Annotated in this window: 17 protein-coding genes; 14 read left to right on the forward strand and 3 right to left on the reverse strand. The window is 71.0% G+C overall.

Going from position 1 to position 19,973, the window contains the following annotated elements; translation table 11 throughout:
- The first annotated feature begins 155 nt into the window (after nt 1-155).
- Nucleotides 156-551, forward strand: a complete 396-nt coding sequence (locus OG496_RS43825; RefSeq protein ID WP_405976826.1) for a PaaI family thioesterase — start codon at nt 156-158, stop codon at nt 549-551.
- A 49-nt stretch (nt 552-600) separates the two neighbouring features.
- Here the strand turns inward: OG496_RS43825 and OG496_RS43830 are convergent, their stop codons facing one another.
- Nucleotides 601-1,617, reverse strand: a complete 1,017-nt coding sequence (locus OG496_RS43830) for a Gfo/Idh/MocA family oxidoreductase (RefSeq protein WP_366493803.1) — start codon at nt 1,615-1,617, stop codon at nt 601-603.
- Nucleotides 1,618-1,747: 130 nt separating this feature from the next.
- On the opposite strand from OG496_RS43830, the gene OG496_RS43835 reads away from it, so the two are divergent.
- The 8 genes from OG496_RS43835 to OG496_RS43870 all read left to right on the forward strand — a co-directional run bounded on the left by OG496_RS43835 (nt 1,748) and on the right by OG496_RS43870 (nt 13,199).
- Nucleotides 1,748-2,485, forward strand: a complete 738-nt coding sequence (locus OG496_RS43835) for a GntR family transcriptional regulator (protein ID WP_366493928.1) — start codon at nt 1,748-1,750, stop codon at nt 2,483-2,485.
- 222 nt (nt 2,486-2,707) lie between these two features.
- The gene (locus tag OG496_RS43840) at nt 2,708-3,856 is read left to right on the forward strand and encodes an ROK family glucokinase (RefSeq protein ID WP_366493802.1); all 1,149 of its coding nucleotides are present in this window, start codon (nt 2,708-2,710) and stop codon (nt 3,854-3,856) included.
- Nucleotides 3,853-4,434 carry a sugar kinase gene (locus tag OG496_RS43845; RefSeq protein ID WP_405974806.1) on the forward strand — a complete coding sequence of 194 codons (582 nt, stop codon included), beginning with the start codon at nt 3,853-3,855 and terminating at the stop codon, nt 4,432-4,434. The genes OG496_RS43840 and OG496_RS43845 overlap by 4 nt, the downstream gene beginning before the upstream one ends.
- Before the next feature lie 97 nt (nt 4,435-4,531).
- Nucleotides 4,532-7,369: a DEAD/DEAH box helicase gene (locus OG496_RS43850; RefSeq protein WP_405974807.1), complete on the forward strand. Its 2,838-nt coding sequence runs from the start codon at nt 4,532-4,534 to the stop codon at nt 7,367-7,369.
- A 476-nt stretch (nt 7,370-7,845) separates the two neighbouring features.
- Complete coding sequence (locus tag OG496_RS43855) at nt 7,846-10,152, forward strand: SWIM zinc finger family protein (protein ID WP_405976827.1); 2,307 nt, start codon at nt 7,846-7,848, stop codon at nt 10,150-10,152.
- A 193-nt stretch (nt 10,153-10,345) separates the two neighbouring features.
- The gene (gene pcaC / locus OG496_RS43860) at nt 10,346-11,644 is read left to right on the forward strand and encodes a 4-carboxymuconolactone decarboxylase (protein ID WP_405974808.1); all 1,299 of its coding nucleotides are present in this window, start codon (nt 10,346-10,348) and stop codon (nt 11,642-11,644) included.
- A 109-nt stretch (nt 11,645-11,753) separates the two neighbouring features.
- The gene (locus OG496_RS43865) at nt 11,754-12,389 is read left to right on the forward strand and encodes an MBL fold metallo-hydrolase (RefSeq protein WP_405974809.1); all 636 of its coding nucleotides are present in this window, start codon (nt 11,754-11,756) and stop codon (nt 12,387-12,389) included.
- Between the two features lie 30 nt (nt 12,390-12,419).
- Nucleotides 12,420-13,199: an exodeoxyribonuclease III gene (locus OG496_RS43870; protein ID WP_405974810.1), complete on the forward strand. Its 780-nt coding sequence runs from the start codon at nt 12,420-12,422 to the stop codon at nt 13,197-13,199.
- A 43-nt stretch (nt 13,200-13,242) separates the two neighbouring features.
- Here the strand turns inward: OG496_RS43870 and OG496_RS43875 are convergent, their stop codons facing one another.
- Nucleotides 13,243-14,508 carry a lipase gene (locus OG496_RS43875; protein WP_405974811.1) on the reverse strand — a complete coding sequence of 422 codons (1,266 nt, stop codon included), beginning with the start codon at nt 14,506-14,508 and terminating at the stop codon, nt 13,243-13,245.
- 147 nt (nt 14,509-14,655) lie between these two features.
- Between OG496_RS43875 and OG496_RS43880 the strand changes: the two genes are divergently transcribed.
- The 5 genes from OG496_RS43880 (at nt 14,656) to OG496_RS43900 (ending at nt 18,358) form a co-directional block, all read left to right on the forward strand.
- Nucleotides 14,656-15,063, forward strand: coding sequence for a DUF6278 family protein (locus OG496_RS43880; RefSeq protein WP_366493795.1), 408 nt, complete (start codon nt 14,656-14,658; stop codon nt 15,061-15,063).
- A gap of 112 nt (nt 15,064-15,175) precedes the next feature.
- On the forward strand, nt 15,176-15,919 hold the full coding sequence (locus OG496_RS43885; protein WP_366493794.1) for an amino acid ABC transporter ATP-binding protein: 744 nt from the start codon (nt 15,176-15,178) through the stop codon (nt 15,917-15,919).
- A gap of 17 nt (nt 15,920-15,936) precedes the next feature.
- Entirely contained in the window at nt 15,937-16,848 is a 912-nt protein-coding gene (locus OG496_RS43890) for a glutamate ABC transporter substrate-binding protein (RefSeq protein ID WP_405974812.1), read from the forward strand.
- Between the two features lie 11 nt (nt 16,849-16,859).
- Nucleotides 16,860-17,504: an amino acid ABC transporter permease gene (locus OG496_RS43895; RefSeq protein WP_318019697.1), complete on the forward strand. Its 645-nt coding sequence runs from the start codon at nt 16,860-16,862 to the stop codon at nt 17,502-17,504.
- Nucleotides 17,501-18,358, forward strand: coding sequence for an amino acid ABC transporter permease (locus OG496_RS43900; protein WP_366493791.1), 858 nt, complete (start codon nt 17,501-17,503; stop codon nt 18,356-18,358). Before OG496_RS43895 ends, OG496_RS43900 begins: the two co-directional genes overlap by 4 nt.
- 37 nt (nt 18,359-18,395) lie before the next feature.
- On the opposite strand, the gene OG496_RS43905 is transcribed toward OG496_RS43900, so the two are convergent.
- Nucleotides 18,396-19,964 carry an alpha/beta fold hydrolase gene (locus OG496_RS43905; RefSeq protein ID WP_405974813.1) on the reverse strand — a complete coding sequence of 523 codons (1,569 nt, stop codon included), beginning with the start codon at nt 19,962-19,964 and terminating at the stop codon, nt 18,396-18,398.
- Nucleotides 19,965-19,973: the final 9 nt, after the last annotated feature.

Genomic DNA, 19,973 nt, shown 5'->3' on the forward strand with positions numbered 1-19,973 from the left:
CTGAAGGCCGTAGCAGCAGCAACCTCGGCAGCAACTGCCGTAGCCGCAGCGGTCGTTGAAGTCGCGGCAGTCGTAACTGCCGTGAAAGTCATGGATCCCGTAGGAGGACCGCCCTCGTGACCGCAAGCGCCGAGTTCGCCGAATTCGATCTGACCATGGCTCGGAAGGCGCTGGAGAGTCAGCCGTTCAGCAGGCTGATCGGCGCGCGGCTGAGTGCCTTCGGGGACGGTGTCGCGACGCTGGAGATCGACATCAGGGAGGACCTCCGCCAGCAGAACGGCTTCGTGCACGGCGGAGTCCTCGCCTACGCCGCCGACAACGCGCTCACCTTCGCCGGCGGCACGGCACTCGGCCCCGCGGTCCTCACCGGCGGCCTGTCCATCCAGTACGTCCGCCCGGCCACCGGCCGCACCCTGCGCGCCCACGCGGAGGTCGTCCAGGCCGGCCGCCGCCAGGCCGTGGTCCGCTGCGACGTCCTCGCGGTCGCCGACGACGGCACGGAGTCCCTCTGCGCGGTGGCCCAGGGGACGGTGCTGGCGGTCCGTACGTGAGCGTCCTCTGAAGGGGCTGAGGAGGTATCACCGACTACGACACGACGGCTCAGCTGTAGGGGAAGCTGCCCGCGATCTCCGCGAGGCGGACCGGTCTGTGTTCGCGTCTGGACACTTCGCAGGCCTCGGCGATCCGCAGCGCCTGCAGGGCCTCGCGGCCGTCGCACGGGTTGGTGCGCTGGCCGACGACGACCTCCACGAAGGCGATCAACTCGGCCTCGTAGGCGGGCCCGAAGCGCTCCAGGAAGCCGGTCCACGGCTTGGTCGCGGCCGGCGGGCCGGTCGGCTCGGTGGACGCGATCGGCGTGCGGTCGTCCAGGCCGACGACGACCTGGTCGAGTTCTCCGGCCAACTCCATCCGGACGTCGTAGCCCGCCCCGTTCAGGCGCGCCGCCGTCGTCGTGGCCAGCGTGCCGTCGTCCAGGGTGAGGACCGCCGCGGCCGTGTCGATGTCACCGGCCTCGCGGAACATCGCGGGACCGGCGTCCGAACCGGTCGCGTACACGTCGACGACCTCGTGCCCGGTCACCCAGCGCAGCATGTCGAAGTCGTGGATCAGGGTGTCCCGGTACAGCCCGCCGGAGATCGGCAGATAGGCGGCCGGGGGAGGCGTCTGGTCGGAGGTCGTCGCGCGGACCGTGTGCAGCCGTCCCAGCCGCCCCGAGCGCACCGCCTCCCGGGCGCCCGTGTAGCCCGCGTCGAACCGGCGCTGGAACCCCATCTGAAGGATCGTTCCCGCCGTCTCGACCTCGGCGATCGCCTGCAGCGAACCCGGCAGATCGAGCGCGATGGGCTTCTCGCAGAACACCGGGAGCCCGGATCGCGCCGCCCTGCCGATCAACTCGGCGTGCGCCGATGTCGCCGTAGTGATCACCACGGCGTCCACGCCCCACTTGAAGATCTCCTCCGTGCTCGGTGCCGCCGTTTCCCCCAGCCGGTTCGCCAGCTCCTGGGCCCGTGCCGGGTCCACGTCCGTGAGGATCAGCGAACCGACCTCACGATGACGGCTGAGGGTCCTGGCATGGATGGTCCCGATGCGGCCCGTACCGATGACTCCGATGCGCATGGGAACAAACTGGGGGCCGACCAGCCACGCTGTCAATGCGTATGTCCGGACAATCGAACTACATCACTTCCCGTCAACCATTCACACAGCTACGCTCGGCCCCGTGCCGAAACCAGATGTGGACCCGACAGTGCCGCTCGAACTCAGCGTGGACCGGAGCAGCCCGGTGCCGTTGTACTTCCAGCTGTCCCAGCAGCTGGAGGCCGCGATCGAACACGGCTCGCTCACCCCCGGCAGTCTGCTGGGCAACGAGATCGAACTGGCGGCCCGGCTCGGCCTGTCCCGGCCCACGGTCCGCCAGGCCATCCAGTCACTGGTCGACAAGGGCCTCCTGGTGCGCCGCCGGGGCGTCGGCACGCAGGTCGTGCACAGCCAGGTGAAACGCCCGCTGGAACTCAGCAGCCTCTTCGACGACCTGGAGGCGGCCGGGCAGCGCCCCGCCACGAAGGTCCTCGTCAACACCGTCGTGACGGCCTCCGCCGAGGTCGCGGCGGCACTTGGTGTCGCCGAGGACAGCGACGTGCACCGCATCGACCGGCTGCGCCTGGCGCACGGCGAGCCGATGGCCTACCTGTCCAACCACCTCCCGCTCGGCCTCCTCGACCTGGACACCGCGCAGCTGGAGGCCACCGGCCTGTACCGGATGATGCGCACCGCCGGCATCACCCTGCACAGCGCCCGCCAGTCCATCGGCGCCCGCGGCGCCACGGCGGAGGAGGCCGAGCGGCTCGCCGAGCCCGAGGGCGCCCCACTGCTCACCATGCAACGCACGACGTTCGACGACACGGGGCGCGCGGTGGAGTTCGGCAGCCACACGTATCGCCCGACCCGCTATTCGTTCGAGTTCCAGCTCCTGGTGCGTCCCTGAGTGCACCCGTTTCACCCGCGATGTTCGTCATAATGTCCGGACAATTAGAATGGGCTGGCACTCACCATCACGCTCCTTCTTAAGAGGTGCGGGGCTGTGTCGATTTGCCGCTCCGCCGCAGGGCGCGACCAGCCACGACGCACCCGCACTGAACAACGATCCGAACCCCCTTCACGCCCCCGCACAGCACCCCCGGTCACGGTGAGGCAGAATCGGGCCTTGATGAGCACCTACGGCAACTTCAGCGCCCCCATAGGCTCCCGGCGTGCCCCCGCACTCAGGACGGTCGGCACAAGGGAGCGCCGCTCGCACCTGACGGCCCCCCGCGTGCCCACGGTCGGCATCGACATCGGTGGCACCAAGGTCATGGCGGGCGTCGTGGACGCCGACGGCAACATCCTGGAGAAGCTCCGCACGGAGACCCCGGACAAGTCCAAGAGCCCCAAGGTCGTCGAGGACACCATCGTCGAACTGGTCCTGGACCTGTCCGACCGGCACGACGTGCACGCGGTCGGCATCGGCGCGGCCGGCTGGGTCGACGCCGAGCGCAACCGGGTCCTGTTCGCGCCCCACCTGTCGTGGCGGAACGAGCCCCTCAGGGACCGCATCACGAGCAGGCTCTCCGTGCCGGTCCTGGTGGACAACGACGCGAACACCGCCGCCTGGGCCGAGTGGCGCTTCGGCGCGGGACGCGGCGAGGACCACCTCGTCATGATCACGCTCGGCACCGGCATCGGCGGCGCGATCCTGGAGGACGGCCAGGTCAAGCGCGGCAAGTACGGCGTCGCCGGCGAGTTCGGCCATATGCAGGTCGTGCCCGGCGGCCACCGCTGCGCGTGCGGCAACCGCGGCTGCTGGGAGCAGTACAGCTCGGGCAACGCGCTGGTCAGGGAGGCCAAGGAGCTGGCCCTCGCCGACTCGCCGGTGGCCTACGGGATCATCGAGCACGTCAAGGGACAGATCGGTGACATCACCGGCCCGATGATCACCGAGCTGGCCCGCGAGGGCGACGCGATGTGCATCGAGCTGCTCCAGGACATCGGCCAGTGGCTCGGCGTCGGCATCGCCAACCTCGCCGCCGCCCTCGACCCGTCCTGCTTCGTGATCGGCGGCGGTGTCTCGGCCGCCGACGACCTGCTGATCGGCCCCGCGCGGGACGCGTTCAAGCGCCAGCTCACCGGCCGCGGCTACCGCCCCGAGGCCCGCATAGTGCGCGCCCAGCTCGGCCCCGAGGCCGGCATGGTCGGCGCCGCCGACCTCGCCCGGCTGGTCGCCCGCCGCTTCCGCCGCGCCAAGCGCCGCCGGGTCGAGCGGTACGAACGCTACGAGCGGTTCGCGGAGTTCCGCCGAGGCAGCCAGGACACGGCATGACCGCATCGCTGCCCCGCCAGGCTGTACCCCGGGACGAGCCGCCCCGACCACCCGAGGACCCCCGCCACAAGGCCCGCCGCCGGGCGATCACCCTGCTCATCATCGTGCTGCTCATCGGCGTCCCGGCCGTCTATCTGGCGATCTCCGCCAACCAGAGCCGCAACAGCGGCAAGGACAAGGAGTACAAGTACTCGGCGACCGGGCTCACCGTGGGCTGGCCCTCGAAGGTCCAGCGGCGCCTCTACCAGGTACCGGTCCCGCACCCGGCGGAGAAGGTCGCCTTCTACGAGACCAACAACTGGAAGACCAGCCGCCTCTACGTCCAGTTCGAGACCACCGACGCGGGCCTGGACACCTTCCTCGCCGGGATAAACGTCGACCGGGGCACGCTGAAGAAGAAGGACATCACCATCAGCGCCCGCGACCAGAAGATCACCGGCTGGAAGTTCACCCGCCCCGGCCCCTGGTGGGGCGTCGTCAACAAACAGAAGGACCCGGCCCCCACCCAGGACATCGTGGTGAACCTGTCCGACCCCAAGCTCCCCATGGTCTACGTCGTCTCCCGCACGGTTCCCTAGCAGGTGGCCCCGGCCGGTCGCCGGGGCCGATTGTCAGACCCCGCCCGTAGAGTCGAAGACAGCTGACACGACTGACGGGCGGGAGGTGACAGGACGTATGACGGACACGGAGCCGACGGAGCAGATCTCCGTACGACTGGCCGCGGTCTTCCTGCCGTCCCCCGTCGTCCCGCGCGAGGGCCGCATCGCCTTCTGGGACCCCGACGGCGAGCGCGCACTCCCTGAAGCGGAAGTGGGCGTGGAACAGACCGAGTTGACCGTCGTACGACGACAGGGCACCGTAGTCCGCCGCAGGTCCGCCCCCGCACTGACCCTGCCGATCGAAGCGGCCCTGCCGCTGCTCGTGCGCGCCCGCCGCGACCCCGCCGCCCATCCCGCGACGGCCTGCTGGGGCGCCGCCGCCCTGCACGCGCTACGGCTCGCGGCCAGGGGTCGGCTGCTCCCCGGCCTCACGGCGACGGGCCACGACGCGTGGCGTGCGGGCCCGCTGGAGCCGGAGGACATCGCGCACGTCCGCGCGGTGGCGGCGGCCCTTCCGTACGAGGGCCACGCGGTCCCGCTGCCCGGCCCGGGCCCGCTGCGGCTGCCCGAGCCGGAAGCGCTGATGCGGTCCTTCCTGGACGCGGTCGCGGACACCCTGCCCCGCACCCCGGCGGCGCCGTACACCTCCGGGATGCCCTTCGCGGCGCGCCCGCCGCAGCGCCTGCGCGACGCCCAGGACTGGGCCGCTGAGGTCGCCGCCGGCATGGACGCGGGCGTGCGGATCTCGCTCCGCCTGGACCTGGCGGCGTACGACCTGTTCGACGACGACGGCGGTCGGGTGCGCAGCGCGGGCGCGGCGATCGTCCAGGTCCACAGCCTCGCCGACCCGACCCTCGTGGTCGACGCGGCGGCCCTGTGGGCGGGCACGGCGGACACCGCCTTCGGCCCTCGCGCACGCGTGGACGCCGCGCTGGCGGTACGCCGGGCCGCGCGTGTCTGGCCCCCGCTGGACCGTCTCTCCGAGCTGGACGTGCCCGACGTACTGGCCCTGTCCGAGGAGGAGTTGGGCGACCTGCTCGGCATGGCGGCCACGCGGCTCGCGGCGGCCGGGGTCGCCGTCCACTGGCCCCGGGACCTGGCCCAGGACCTGACGGCGGCGGCTGTGGTGCGGTCGGCGCCGGGCTCCGCGACCGACGGCACCGGCTTCTTCGAGAGCGAGGAACTGCTCCAGTTCCGCTGGCAGTTGGCGCTCGGCGGCGACCCGCTCACCGAGGCCGAGATGGACCTGCTGGCCGAGGCCCACCGCCCGGTCGTACGGCTGCGGGACCAGTGGGTCCTGGTCGACCCGGCCCTCGTCCGCAAGGCCCGCAAACGCGAACTGGGCCTGCTCGACCCGGTGGACGCGCTGTCCGTCGCGCTCACCGGCACCGCGGAGGTCGACGGTGAGACGGTGGAGGCCGTCCCGGTCGGCGCGTTGGCCACCCTGCGCGACCGCTTGACGGCAGGCATCCACCCCGCCGAGCCACCCCAGGGTCTGGACGCCACCCTCCGGGACTACCAACTCCGGGGCCTGGCCTGGCTCGACCTCATGACCTCCCTCGGCCTGGGCGGCTGCCTGGCCGACGACATGGGCCTCGGCAAGACGATCACCCTCATCGCCCTCCACCTGCGCCGGGCACACCACGCCCCCACCCTCGTGGTCTGCCCCGCCTCACTCCTGGGCAACTGGCAGCGGGAGATCATCCGCTTCGCCCCCGGAGTCCCCGTCCGCCGTTTCCACGGCACGGACCGCACCCTGGAGGACCTGACCGGCGGCTTCGTCCTCACGACGTACGGCACGATGCGCTCGGCGGCACCCACCCTCGCCCAACAGCCGTGGGGCATGGTTGTCGCGGACGAGGCACAGCACGTCAAGAACCCGTACTCGGCGACCGCGAAGGCCCTGCGCACGATCCCGACCCCCGCGCGCGTGGCCCTGACCGGCACCCCGGTCGAGAACAACCTCTCCGAACTCTGGGCCCTGCTGGACTGGACGACCCCCGGACTCCTCGGCCCCCTGAAGTCCTTCCGCGCCCGGCACGCGCGCGCGGTGGAGAACGGCGAGGACGAGGAGGCCGTGACCCGGCTCGCCCGCCTGGTCCGGCCGTTCCTGCTACGCCGCAAGAAGTCCGACCCGGGCATCGTCCCCGAACTGCCGCCGAAGACGGAGACGGACCACCCGGTCCCGCTCACCCGCGAACAGGCCTCGCTGTACGAGGCGGTGGTACGGGAGTCGATGCTGGCCATCGAGACGACGGAGGGCATCGCCCGCCGCGGCCTCGTCCTGAAGCTCCTCACCTCCCTCAAACAGATCTGCGACCACCCGGCGCTGTACCTGAAGGAGGACCACGCGGCAGCCCAGGCCACCGGAGACCGCCTCACCGCCCGCTCCGGCAAACTCGCCCTGCTGGACGAGCTGTTGGACACGCTGCTGTCCGAGGACGGCTCCGCGATCGTCTTCACCCAGTACGTCGGCATGGCCCGCCTCATCACCGCCCACCTGTCGGCCCGCGCGATCCCGGTCGAACTGCTCCACGGCGGCACACCGGTCCCGGAGCGGGAGCGCATGGTGGACCGCTTCCAGGCGGGCACGACCCCGGTCCTGATCCTCTCCCTGAAGGCGGCGGGCACCGGCCTCAACCTCACCCGGGCGGGCCACGTCGTCCACTTCGACCGCTGGTGGAACCCGGCCGTCGAGGAACAGGCCACCGACCGCGCCTACCGCATCGGCCAGACCCAGCCCGTCCAGGTCCACCGCCTCATCACCGAGGGCACGGTCGAGGACCGCATCGCCGAAATGCTCGAAGCCAAGCGGGCGCTGGCGGACGCGATCCTCGGCTCCGGAGAGTCGTCGTTGACCGAGCTGTCGGACCGGGACCTGTCCGACCTGGTGTCGTTGCGGAGGCCGGGGTGACGGGGGGTGTGGGGCGGGGCGAGGGGGCGGTTCACGGTGCCGAGGAGCGTCGTCGGGGGGCTGAGGCCGCGGAGGGGGCCGAGGTGACGCCGGAGTTGGAGGACGAGCGGGGGTCGGACGTGGCGTCGGCGGGAGGAGCGCCGGAGGTGCTGCGGGGCTCGGCGGATGAAACGCCGGAGGCGGAGCCGCACTTGGCGGTGGAGGGGCCGCGGGGCCTTGCGGAAGACATGGCCGAGGTGCTGCGGGGCCTGGCGATGAAGGGGGCACGGGGCCAGGCGTCCGAAGCGTCGGCGGCAGAAGTGGCGGACGTGGAGCGGCACTTGGCGGCGGAGAGGCTGCGGGGCCTGCCGGGCGAATCAGCTGAGTCGCAGCGGCACCCGGCAGCGGAGGCGTCACAGGGCCCGGCGGATGAAATGCCGGACGCGCAGCCGCACTTGGCGGTGGAGGAGCGCCCCGCGGACGTAGTACGGCGGGCGATGCAGGCGGCCCGTGAACGCGGGGGCCAAGCGGTGGACGCGGAAGTCGCCGGGCCCCCGGAGTCTTCTCGCACACCGGGGTCTCCGCACGCACCGGGCGCGGACCGTACGGCAGTTGACAAGGCGTCCGAGCCCCAGGCCCGGCCGGGGGACGCGGCACGCGCGGCGCTGCGACGGGCCGTCGCCGAGCGGCGCGCTGCTGGCACCTCGGGGGAAGACGCCCACGCGTCGGGTGACGGTCCGGCCCAGGACGCGGGAGCGAGCGGCCCGGGAGGCAGCGCCGGAGAAGGAACAGCGGACCGGCTGCGAGACCCGGTGCGGTCCGGGGCGGCCGTTCCGGACGCGGGAGTTGGTGAAACCGGTGGAGCAGGGCGGTCCGGGGACGCAACGGGGGACGAGTCGGCCGGCCTTCCGAACTCGACCACCCTTCAGGACTCAGAGACCGTTCAGGAACCGGCGACCGTCGCGGACCGCGGTTCGACGCGGCCCGCGGATGCCGCGCGTGAGGCGTTGCGGGCGGCACGTGGTGCGGCGCGGAAGGCTCGTGAGGACGTAGGAGCCGGGGGAGTGGAGCCGGTACCTCGGCCGGTGTCTCGGGCGAGCGGCGGTTCCAGGGCCGAGGGGCGAAGCGGTGTGCGTGGGCGTGCCGGTGAGGTCGGGGCCCGTGACCTACGGGACTTCCTCGCGGGAGCCTTTCGGTTGCCGGCCGATGTGGATCTGCCGGCCGGCGAGACACCGCCCGCCGACGAGACCGCACTGGACAACGACCGCTCGACACCGGAAAGTTCGCACCCCGAGACAGTCACCTCGACGTCCGCCCGCGCATCCGGAACGTCAGCACGCACACCCGACCGGACCGAACACCCGTCACCCTCGTCGGCCGCCGCACCCGAGCCGGCCCCCATCGACCCGACCTCTGTCCCAGACTCCACCCCCCTTCCCGCCCCTGACCCCGACCCCACCCCCGCACTTCCCCGAACCCCCACCACCATGGCCTCCCCCTCCCGCGACAGCGACCTCCGCCGTACCTTCCCCGCCTTCTCACCCCGCCCCTCGGACAGAGACAGAGACAGAGACAGAGACGGAGACGGCGGCGGAGCCGCCAACACCCGCTTCGCCGACACCTGGTGGGGCAACGCATGGGTCACCGCGTTGGAGGAAGGCGCCCTGGATCCCAAGCGGCTGCTGCGGGGGCGGAACTACGCGGAGAAGGGGCACGTCGACGCGATCACCGTGACGCCGGGGCTCGTGCTCGGGTACGTGCAGGGCAGCCGCGCGCGGCCGTACCGCGTGCAGGTGCGGTTGCGGACGCTGGACGACGCCGACTGGGAGCGGTTCCTCGACGCCGCCGCGGACCGGCCCGGGCACATCGCCGCGCTGCTCGACAAGGAGATGCCCAAGTCCCTTGCGGAGTGCGGGGTTTCGTTGCTGCCGGGGCCCGGCGACCTCGCCCCGCAGTGCAGTTGCCCCGACTCCGGTCACCCCTGCAAGCACGCCGCCGCGCTCTGCTACCAGACCGCTCGCCTCCTCGACGCCGACCCCTTCGTCCTGCTCCTCCTCCGCGGCCGGGGCGAACGCCCGCTGCTCGACGCCCTGTCCCGCCGTAACGCGGCCCGTGCGGCCCGCGCCGCCCAGGAGCAGGAACCGGCGCCCCTCCCCGGCGTAAGAGCCACGGACGTCCTCGCGGAGCAGGGGCAGCGCCGACTTCCTCCGCTCCCACCCCCGTTGCCCACGCCCCCGCACCCCGAGCAGCCTCCCGTGTACCCGGCTGCGCCCGGCGGCCCGGACCCCTTCGCGCTCGACCAGTTGGCGACCGACGCCGCCGCCCGCGCGCACGCGCTGCTCAGCACCGGCCGGGACCCGGTGGGGGGCCTGACGCTGTGGCAGGACGCGGTGCGCCTCGCCGCGGCGCGCCCCGGATCGGGGCTGACCGTCACCACCCGCTCCCTCTACGCCTCCCTCGCCAAGGCCACCGGACGCACCACGGCCGAGCTGGCGCGCGCGGTCGCCGCCTGGCGGCAGGGCGGCATCGAAGGGCTCGCGGTGCTCGAAGAACCCTGGGACCCGCCGGCCGGCCGCTTCGACCGGGCCCGCCCCCTCCTCCTCGCCGCCGACCTCCCGGCCTTCCGCCCCTGGCACAACCACCTCACCCACCCCCACGGTCACGTCCAACTCCGCCTGGGCCGCGACGGCCTGTGGTACGCCTACGAATCGGAACCGGGCGACGAGGACTGGTGGCCCAGAGGCACCCCCGACCTCGACCCGGTCGGCGCACTCACGGGCCTGGGCGCACCGAGCGAACTCTGAGCCGTCGAACACCCCGGAGTGGCCTTCGACACAGCCCCACCGGGGTCACCGTTCGCACCGGTCCACAACTCTCCCGCTCCCACCCCTGTCCGGTGAAGGCGATGTGAGGGTTCCCCACTGATGTGTGGGAGCCGAGTGGGGAGACCGGGGGCCCCACAGTCGGACCGTAAGAAACGGCGGTTACGTTGGAGCGGTGAGCGACTTGAAGACCCCTGCCCTCCAGTACCGCTTCGACGGCCCCGAAGACGCGCCCGTTCTCATCCTGGGCCCGTCCCTCGGGACGACGTGGCACATGTGGGATCGCCAGGTGCCCGAGCTGATGAAGCAGTGGCGGGTCTTCCGGTTCGACCTGCCGGGCCACGGCGGCTCGCCCGCGCACCCGACCGGTTCGGTCGCCGACCTGGCCGACCGGCTGCTGGCCACGCTCGACTCCCTCGGCGTCCAGCGCTTCGGCTACGCGGGCTGCGCGCTCGGCGGCGCTGTCGGCCTCGAACTGGTCCTGCGCCACCCGGAGCGCGTGGCCTCGCTGGCGCTTATCGCCGCCTCGCCCCGCTTCGGCACGGCGGACGAGTTCCGCCAGCGCGGTGTGATCGTACGTACGAACGGGCTCGACCCCATCGCCCGCACCTCGCCCGACCGCTGGTTCACCAGCGGGTTCGCCGCGTCGCAGCCCGCGATCACCGAGTGGGCCGTCCAGATGGTGCGCACCACCGACCCCGGCTGCTACATCGCCGCGTGCGAGGCGCTGGCCGCGTTCGAGGTGCGGTCCGAACTCGCCCGCATCGGCGTGCCGACCCTCGTCCTCGTCGGCTCCGACGACCAGGTCACCGGCCCCGCCGAGGCCCGCACGCTGGTCGCCGGCATCCCGGACGCCCGCCTCGCCGTCGTACCCGGCGCCTCGCACCTGGTCCCGGTCGAGCAGCCCGCCGCCGTCACGGACCTCCTCGTCCGGCACTTCTCCACCGCCTGGCAGCCCGCCTACGAGCACTCGACCGGGCAGTTCGCCATCGCGGCGACCCCGGTCAAACCGGTCCTCGCCCCGCCGCCGCAGCTCGTGCCCATCGCCGAGATCGCGCCGCCGCCCCCCGCACCGCCGCAGGTCATGGGCCGTCCGGATCCCTACGACGCGGGGATCAAGGTCCGCCGTGAGGTGCTCGGCGACGCGCATGTCGACCGGGCGCTGGCGCAGGCGGACGAGTTCTCCGGGGACTTCCAGGACTTCATCACCCGCTATGCCTGGGGCGAGATCTGGGACCGGCCCGGCCTCGACCGGCGCTCGCGCAGCTGTGTCACCCTCACCGCGCTGGTCGCGGGCGGCCACCTGGACGAGCTGGCCTTCCACACCCGGGCGGCGCTGCGCAACGGCCTCACCCCGGCCGAGATCAAGGAAGTGCTGATGCAGGCGGCCGTGTACTGCGGGGTACCGGCGGCGAACAGCGCCTTCAAGGTCGCCCAGCAGGTCATCCGCGAGGAGACGACCCCAACCGAGTGACCCCACCGAGTGACCCCGCCGAGTGACCCCACGGAGTGATCTTCAGACGGGCACCGAAAGCACCAGCCTCACCCGCCCGTCCGCCGTTCCGGCGCGGCAGGATGGACCTATGAAGCTGACGAAGAATTCGCACGCCTGCATCCGTCTGGAGAAGGACGGCCGGTCGCTCGTCATCGACCCGGGCATCTTCAACGAGGAGGACGCCGCGGTCGGCGCGGACGCCATCCTGGTCACCCACGAGCACCTCGACCACTTCAACGAGGACCGGCTGCGGGCCGGCCTGGAGGCCAACCCGGCGGCCGAGATCTGGACGCTGAAATCGGTCGCGGACCAGCTCTCCGCCGCGTTCCCGGGCCGCGTGCACACGGTCGGCCACGGCGACACCTTCACGGCGGCGGGCTTCGATGTCCAGGTGCACGGCGAACTGCACGCCGTGATCCACCCGGACATCCCGCGCATCACCAACATCGGCTTCCTCGTCGACGGCGGCCGCGTCTTCCACCCCGGCGACGCCCTCACCGTCCCCGACCACACCGTCGAGACGCTGATGCTCCCGGTCATGGCCCCCTGGAGCAAGATCTCCGAGGTCATCGACTACGTCCGCGAGGTCAAGCCGCAGCGCGCCTACGACATCCACGACGCCCTGCTCACCGACCTCGCCCGCCCGATCTACGACATGCAGATCGGCGCGCTCGGCGGCGCGGAGCACCTGCGGCTGGCGCCCGGTGAGGCGGCGGACCTGTGAGTGTCAGACCCGCCCGGTAGGTTGTGGGGCATGCGCATCGCGACCTGGAACGTGAACTCGATCACCGCCCGTCTGCCGAGGCTCCTGGCCTGGCTGGAGAGCAGCGGCACCGACGTGCTGTGCCTCCAGGAGGCCAAGCTGGCCGAGGCGCAGTTCCCGTTCGACGCGCTGCGCGAGGCGGGCTACGAGGCGGCGGTCAACGCGACCGGGCGGTGGAACGGCGTGGCGGTGCTCTCCCGGGTCGGGCTCGACGACGTGGTCAAGGGCCTTCCCGGGGACCCCGGTTACGACGGCGTCCAGGAGCCCCGCGCCGTCGCGGCGACCTGCGGCCCGGTCCGCGTCTGGTCGGTGTACGTGCCGAACGGCCGCGAGGTGGACCACCCCCACTACGCGTACAAGCTCCAGTGGTTCGAGGCCCTCAGGGCGGCCGTCGCCGACGACGCGCAGGGCAGCCGCCCGTTCGCGGTGCTCGGCGACTACAACGTGGCGCCCACGGACGACGACGTCTTCGACGTGGCCGCCTTCGAGGGCCTCACCCACGTCACCCCCGCCGAGCGCGCCGCCCTCACCGCCCTGCGCGACGCGGGCCTGTCCGACGTGGTCCCGCGCCCCCTCAAGTACGACCACCCGTACACCTATTGGGACTACCGCCAGCTCGCCTTCCCGAAGAACCGCGGCATGCGCATCGACCTGGTCTACGGCAACGAACCGTTCGCGAAGGCCGTCACCGACTCCTACGTCGACCGCGAGGAGCGCAAGGGCAAGGGCGCCTCGGACCACGCGCCCGTGGTCGTCGACCTGGACGTCTGACCCGAAGCACCTCCGAGACACCCTCAAGGCACCGGCCCACCGCTCAGCTCAGGGACGCGAACCATCGCACGACGGCCGCCGTCGCCGCCCGCTGGGAGCCCAGGTGGCGGGAGCCGCCGTAGTCCGGAGTGCCGAGGTCGACCAGCGGCGCCTCGACACCTCTGGCGCGGAACGACGCCTGGCAGTGCTCGCTGTTCCCGTTCACGGCCTGCTCGTCGCCCTCGGCGTAGTACAGCCGCACCGGAGCCTGGGGCGTCCAGCCCGTGCACACCCCGTCGGTGACGCGCAGCGCGGCGGCCAGCCCGCCCGTCGGGTACGCGAGCAGCGCCCGCCCGTGCGCCGTGAGCAACTCGTCCACGGCGTCCGGTGTCCGCGCCACGACCTCCTGCCCTGTGTGCGTGCCGTCCAACAGGCCCTCGATCGTGCGGGAGTACGGCGCCCGGAAGACCTCGCCGGGGCTGTCGTAGACGTGATGGAGCCGGTTGAAGGAGACGAGGGCCAGCGCGGTGTAGATGACGCCGTCCTTGGGGTCCGCGCGCCCGTCCAGCAGGGCGGGCAACGCTACGTCCCGGAAGGCGTACGCGCCGCTGACCGGTGCCAGCGCCGCCGCCCGGAAGCGGGGATCGGCCCCCTCCTGCAGGGCCCGGGCCAGTCCGAGCGCCGCCGAAGCCCCTTGCGAGAAGCCGGTGATGAGCACGTTCCGCCCCAACTGCCGCCCGGTCGTGGGCGCGTAGGAGTCCGCGGCCCGCAGCAGGTCCAGTGCGGTGGTCGTCTCGGAGGGCACGTCCATCCACTGCTGCCGTCCGGGGCCGAGGCCCAGGCCCAGGTAGTCCGGGAGGACGACGGCGAAGCCCGCCGACGCGTAGGTCAGGGCGGGTGCCTGGCTCCACACTTCGGACGACACCGAGGCGACGTCACCCTTGAAGAGTTCGGTGCCGTGCGTGAACGAGACGGTGCGCAGCCGCCGTTCACCATTGCGCGGGAACGCCAGCAGCCCGCTGGCGGTGGTGGGCCGGCCCTTCGGATCCACCGTGCGGTACACCACCCGGTAGGTGTCGACGCCGTAGCGCACGGCCCCGGTGTCCCAGGCCCCGTCCTCGTCGCTCCTCAACTCGGTGGCCACCTGCGGCGCGGACAGCGTCCGCAGACGCACCACCGACACCAGCCGCCCCCGCGCCGTATCGGGCGTTCCATGCACGGACGCGGCCGGAACGGCCCCCGCCACCACGGCACCCGCGGACACCGAACCGCTCACCACCAGGGCGACGGTCACCGACGACAGCAGCATCAACTTGCCTGTCCGATTCATACTGCGACCGTACGAAGCGGGCATCGCGCCCACCATCCGGCCAACCCGCCCTCGGCAGAGGGGGGTTCCCCCTCTGGGGCCGGGGGCTGACACGCCACCCGCGACGCCCTGTGGTGCGTAAGGCGGTGCGAATGTCACGCTGGGAGTATGAACATCCCTTTCCTGGGCAACCGGGGCGAGAAGCATGCCGCGCACGACCCCGAGGGCATCGCCGAACCGCTGTCCGAGTGTGAACTGCTCCGCACCCACGCGGCCCGGGAGGGCGTCCAACTCGACGACTCTGTCGGCTCGTTGGAGGCGCTCGACCAACTGGTGCCCCGCTGGCGGGACGACGAGGAGACCTTGTCCTGGCTCGGCAACGACGCCGGTCTGTATCTCGGGACGGTGATCGTGCGCACGGTCCCGGGCGCCGCCTGGGCGATCTGGCCGAACGGCCAGCCCGTCGTACGGCTCGACTCCGGGCGCGAGTTCGACGTCGTGGCCTCCGGTCATGAGTGGGCCGCCAGCGGTGTGCCGGAGCTCTCGCAGCTGTACGCGGAAGTCGCCGAAGAGTAAGAGCGGCGTAAATACGGCTAATGCCCGAAAAGTGCGTGTCGTGCCTTAACTCCACTCTTGTGTCGATAGTTTGCGGCGACCACGACACAGCTGAGAGTGAGTAGGGCTGGGCATGGCCGTCGATCCGTTGATCGAACTGCGTGACGTCAACAAGTACTACGGGGAGCTGCATGTCCTCCAGGACATCAACCTCACCGTCGGCAAGGGGGAGGTGGTCGTGGTCATCGGCCCGTCGGGGTCGGGAAAGTCGACGCTGTGCCGGGCGATCAACCGGCTGGAGACCATCGAGTCCGGGACGATCGAGCTCGACGGGCAGCCGCTGCCCGAGGAGGGCAAGGCCCTCGCGAAGCTCCGCGCCGAGGTCGGCATGGTCTTCCAGTCCTTCAACCTGTTCGCCCACAAGACGGTCCTGCAGAACGTCTCGCTGGCCCAGGTGAAGGTCCGCAAGCGCAAGCGCGAGGACGCCGACAAGCGGTCGTTGGAGCTCCTGGACCGCGTGGGACTCGCCTCCCAGGCGCCCAAGTTCCCCGCGCAGCTCTCCGGCGGCCAGCAGCAGCGCGTGGCCATCGCCCGCGCTCTCGCCATGGAACCCAAGGCGCTCCTCTTCGACGAGCCGACCTCGGCCCTCGACCCGGAGATGATCAACGAGGTCCTTGAGGTCATGCGCCAACTCGCCCACGACGGCATGACGATGGTCGTCGTCACCCACGAGATGGGCTTCGCCCGCTCCGCCGCCAACCGCGTCGTGTTCATGGCCGACGGCCGCATCGTCGAGGACCGCACCCCCGAGGAGTTCTTCACCAACCCGCGCAGCGACCGGGCCAAGGACTTCCTGTCCAAGATCCTCAAGCACTGAGCGGGGGAGTGCGATCCATGTCCCGTACCACCCGTGCGTCCCTCGCCGTCGCCGTGCTCGCCGTGCTGTGCGCGAGCGCCTGCGGCAAGGAGGGCAGCCCGCCCGTCAAGGGTCCGGCCGCCGAGAAACTCCCCAACTACCAAGTGGCGCAAGGTTTTCAGCTGCCCGGGTCCAAGACCTGGAAGCGGGCGAAGAAGCGCGGCTACTTCAATGTAGGCGCCAAGGAGGACCAGCCCTACCTCGGCGAGAAGGACCCGGCGACGGGCACCTACTCCGGCTTCGACATCGAGATCGCCAAGATGATGTCGGCCTCCCTCGGCTTCGCGCCGAAGACGATCCACTTCAGGACGATCGCCTCCGCCAACCGCGAAACCGCCCTGCAGAACGGCCAGATCGACTACTACGTCGGCACCTACACCATCAACGACATGCGCAAGAAACTCGTCGGCTTCGCGGGCCCCTACTACATGGCCGGCCAGTCGCTCCTCGTCCGCACCGACGAGCACGACATCCACGGCCCGCAGGACCTCGTCGGCAAACGCGTCTGCTCGGCGGCCGGCTCCACGCCGTACCAGCGCATCAAGGACGACTATCCGAAGGCCCAACTCGTCGCCTACGACACGTACTCGGTCTGTGTCGACAACCTGCTCACCTATCAGGTCGACGCCGTCACCACCGACGACGCGATCCTCATCGGCTACGCGGCGAAGGTCCCCGACCAGCTCAAGGTCGTCGGCAAGCCCTTCTCGAAGGAGCCGTACGGCATCGGAGTCCCGCACGGCGACAACGCCCTGCGGTTCGCCCTCGACGACGCGTTGGAGGCCCGTGAGAAGAACGGCGACTGGAAGAAGGCGTACGAGGCGACGCTCGGCCTGTCCGGAGTGCCCGCGCCCACCCCGCCCGCGATCGACCGCTATCCGGCGAGCTGAGGGAGGCAGACGTGAACGTACTGACAGACAACTTCTCGACCTTCGGCGACGGCTTCCTCGGCACCGTCGAACTGACCGTCTACGCCTCGGTGTTGGCGCTCGTCCTCGGCTTCCTCATGGCGTCCTTCCGGGTCGCTCCGGTCGGTTCGCTGCGGGTCTTCGGGACGGTGTGGGTGACCGTGCTGCGCAACACCCCGCTCACCCTGCTGTTCTTCGCGGTGCTGCTCGGCCTGCCGCGCTTCGGACTCGTGCTGCCCTTCAAGGTGTTCGCGGTCCTGGCGCTCGGCTGCTACACCTCGGCGTTCATCTGCGAGGCACTGCGCTCCGGCATCAACACCGTGCCCAGGGGCCAAGGGGAGGCGGCCCGCAGTCTCGGCATGTCCTTCGGGCAGAGCCTGAGCCTGGTCGTCCTGCCGCAGGCGTTCCGCTCGGTGATCCCGCCGGTCGGCTCCACCCTCATCGCCCTCGCCAAGAACTCGGCGATCGCCGGCGCGTTCAGCGTCACCGAACTCCTCGGCACCTACCGGACGTTGAGCGAACTCGGTTACAACATCGTCTGGACGTTCGTCTGGATCGCCGTCGGCTACCTGATCATCACCCTCGCCATCAGCGCGCTGTTCAACGTGCTGGAGAGGAAGTGGGGAGTCGCCCGATGACCACCGCCAACGCCCTCTACGACGTCCCCGGCCCCAAGACCCGTAAACGGCACCGCCTTTACGGCATCGCGTCCACGGTCGTCATCCTCGCGCTGCTCGGCTGGATCCTCTATCTCCTGTTCGACACCGACCAGTTCACGTACACGAAGTGGATGCCCTTCGAGTACAAGGGAATCCAGGAACTGCTGCTGCGCGGCCTCGGCAACACGCTCAAGGCCTTCGGCCTTGCGGCCGTGCTTTCGCTGGCACTTGGCACCCTGCTCGCCGTGGGACGCCTCTCGGACCACCGGCCCGTGCGCTGGCTGTCCACGGTCGTCGTGGAGTTCTTCCGCGCCATGCCCGTCCTCGTGATGATCTTCTTCATCTTCGTGGCGCTCAAGGTGCAGCCGCTGCCCGCACTGGTCGCGGGCCTCACCCTCTACAACGGCTCGGTGCTCGCCGAGGTCTTCCGCTCCGGCGTCAACAGCGTCGAACGCGGCCAGCGGGAGGCCGCGTTCGCGCTCGGCATGCGCAAGATCCACGTCATGTCGTACGTCCTCGTGCCGCAGGCCGTACGGGCCATGCTGCCCGCGATCATCAGCCAGTTGGTGGTCGCGCTGAAGGACACCTCGCTGGGCTATCTGATCACCTATGAGGAGTTTCTCCATGCCGGGAAGCTGATCGCGTCGAACCTCGACTACGATTTGCCGTTCATCCCGGTGGTGATGGTGATCTCGCCGATCTACATCGGGATGTGCATGCTGCTCTCCTGGTTCGCCGGATGGGTGTCCCGCCGGGAGCAGCGCAGTCCCAAGACCGGGGCCGTGGACATGGCCCCGGCCGAACCAGGGACGCTGCTGCCGCGGGTGCAGTAGTCGAGAGGGCACTTGCCCGTCCGGCAGCAGCCGGAGATCACTGCTCGCGCAGCGGGATCGACACGTACGACGGGTCGTTCGCGGGCGAGGAGAAGGTCAGCTGCGCGCCGGTCGGGTTGTGCTCGATGTAGAGCGGGTCGACCGTGTCGACGACCAGGGCGAGATGATGCCCTGCCGGGACGTCGTAGGCCGTGGAGAACAACTCCAGGTCCACACCGAACGGCTGGCCGGGCTGCTGCCCGTGCCAGGTGTACGGCGCGTTGCTGACCAGCTTGCCGAGGCCGAGCGGGCCCACGTCGTAGAGGTACGCGACGAGGGTGCCGCTCTCCTTGGTGTCCGTGACCGTGGTGTGCAACTTGACGGTCCCACGCACCTGTTGGGCGCTCGCGTACTTCCCCGACTGCCATACGGCGGCCCAACGGCGCGGGAGCAGCGGGACGTACGCGACCGGGGGCACCTGGGCGACCTGGTCGAGGATGCTGGACAGGAAGACGATCCCGCCGTCGGCGCCCGAGTCGACGTTGGTGTGGATGGTGGTCGTGCCCGCGAGGTCGATCTTCTTCCGGGTCGCGCCGACCGACTTCCAGTCCGGATAGCCCTCGTAGCCGCCCGCGGAACGGGACTTGAGCTCCAGGGGGTCCTCGCGGTTGATGCCGTTGTCCGCGCCCTTGAGGTAGTGGTCGAACCAGCGCTCGGTGTCCGTCCACACGTCGTTGGGCAGCCCGAACAGTCCGGTCAGCTCGGCGGTGGCGTGGTCGCCGGGGCGGAGTTCGAGCCGCTTGGGGACGCTCAACTTCCCGTAGAAGTCGGCGATTTGGTTGGGCGGGAAGATGGTGTCGCCCCAGGCGTTGGCGAGCATGATCGCCGCGCCGTTCTTGTTGATCTGGTCGACGTAGGTCGCGGCGGAACGCTCCTTGCCCCAGTCGATCAACTCCTGTTCCTTGGACAGGTCGGAGGCGAAGAAGTCCTTGAACACCTGGCTCGTCTCCGCGCTCGGGCGGCCGGTGACGAGGCCCACGCCGTCCAGTAGGGCGGTCGCCTGGGAGTGTTCGGTGCGGCCCGAGTAGATCGAGTCGATCAGGTCCGCCCAGCCGCTCAGTGAGGCAACTGCCTTGATCCGCTTGTCGTGTGCGGCCGCGAGGAGACTGATGCCGGCGCCGTACGACACGCCTGCCATCCCGATGTGGCCCGCGTCGGACGGGGTGTTGGCGAGCGCCCAGTCGATCACCTTGGACGCGTCGGCCACGTCCTTCGGGCCCGCCACCTCTATCCCGCCGCCGGACTGCCAGAAGCCGCGGACGTTGTAACTCACCACGACATAGCCGGAGTTCGCGAGCTTCTCGGCCTGGGCCAGGTACTGGACCTGGGGGAATCCCCAGCTCGTGGGCAGGACGAGGAGCGGGTAGTCGTGCGAGCCGTCGGCGCCCGCGGGCGTGACGACGTTCGCCGCGAGCGTCGTGCCGCCGTCGCCGGTGATGTCGACGAAGCGGACGCCGTTCGTGGCGGCCTGGGCCGCGGGGGCGAACCCGAGGACGCCTCCGGCGATCAGGGTCGCGGAGACGGTGCCCGCGGCGGTCGTACGCAGGGCCTGGCGACGGTTTCGCACGGGTCACTC

This window comes from Streptomyces sp. NBC_00988 (assembly GCF_045162645.1).
GTDB lineage: Bacteria > Actinomycetota > Actinomycetes > Streptomycetales > Streptomycetaceae > Streptomyces.

Excerpts from the sequence above, each read along its gene's own strand:
- OG496_RS43825 (WP_405976826.1), top strand. The coding sequence starts at position 156 with ATGGCTCGGAAGGCGCTGGAGAGTCAGCCGTTCAGCAGGCTGATCGGC.
- OG496_RS43830 (WP_366493803.1), bottom strand. The coding sequence starts at position 1,617 with ATGCGCATCGGAGTCATCGGTACGGGCCGCATCGGGACCATCCATGCC.
- OG496_RS43840 (WP_366493802.1), top strand. The coding sequence starts at position 2,708 with ATGAGCACCTACGGCAACTTCAGCGCCCCCATAGGCTCCCGGCGTGCC.
- OG496_RS43845 (WP_405974806.1), top strand. The coding sequence starts at position 3,853 with ATGACCGCATCGCTGCCCCGCCAGGCTGTACCCCGGGACGAGCCGCCC.
- OG496_RS43850 (WP_405974807.1), top strand. The coding sequence starts at position 4,532 with ATGACGGACACGGAGCCGACGGAGCAGATCTCCGTACGACTGGCCGCG.
- OG496_RS43855 (WP_405976827.1), top strand. The coding sequence starts at position 7,846 with ATGCAGGCGGCCCGTGAACGCGGGGGCCAAGCGGTGGACGCGGAAGTC.
- OG496_RS43865 (WP_405974809.1), top strand. The coding sequence starts at position 11,754 with ATGAAGCTGACGAAGAATTCGCACGCCTGCATCCGTCTGGAGAAGGAC.
- OG496_RS43870 (WP_405974810.1), top strand. The coding sequence starts at position 12,420 with ATGCGCATCGCGACCTGGAACGTGAACTCGATCACCGCCCGTCTGCCG.
- OG496_RS43875 (WP_405974811.1), bottom strand. The coding sequence starts at position 14,508 with ATGAATCGGACAGGCAAGTTGATGCTGCTGTCGTCGGTGACCGTCGCC.
- OG496_RS43880 (WP_366493795.1), top strand. The coding sequence starts at position 14,656 with ATGAACATCCCTTTCCTGGGCAACCGGGGCGAGAAGCATGCCGCGCAC.
- OG496_RS43885 (WP_366493794.1), top strand. The coding sequence starts at position 15,176 with ATGGCCGTCGATCCGTTGATCGAACTGCGTGACGTCAACAAGTACTAC.
- OG496_RS43890 (WP_405974812.1), top strand. The coding sequence starts at position 15,937 with ATGTCCCGTACCACCCGTGCGTCCCTCGCCGTCGCCGTGCTCGCCGTG.
- OG496_RS43900 (WP_366493791.1), top strand. The coding sequence starts at position 17,501 with ATGACCACCGCCAACGCCCTCTACGACGTCCCCGGCCCCAAGACCCGT.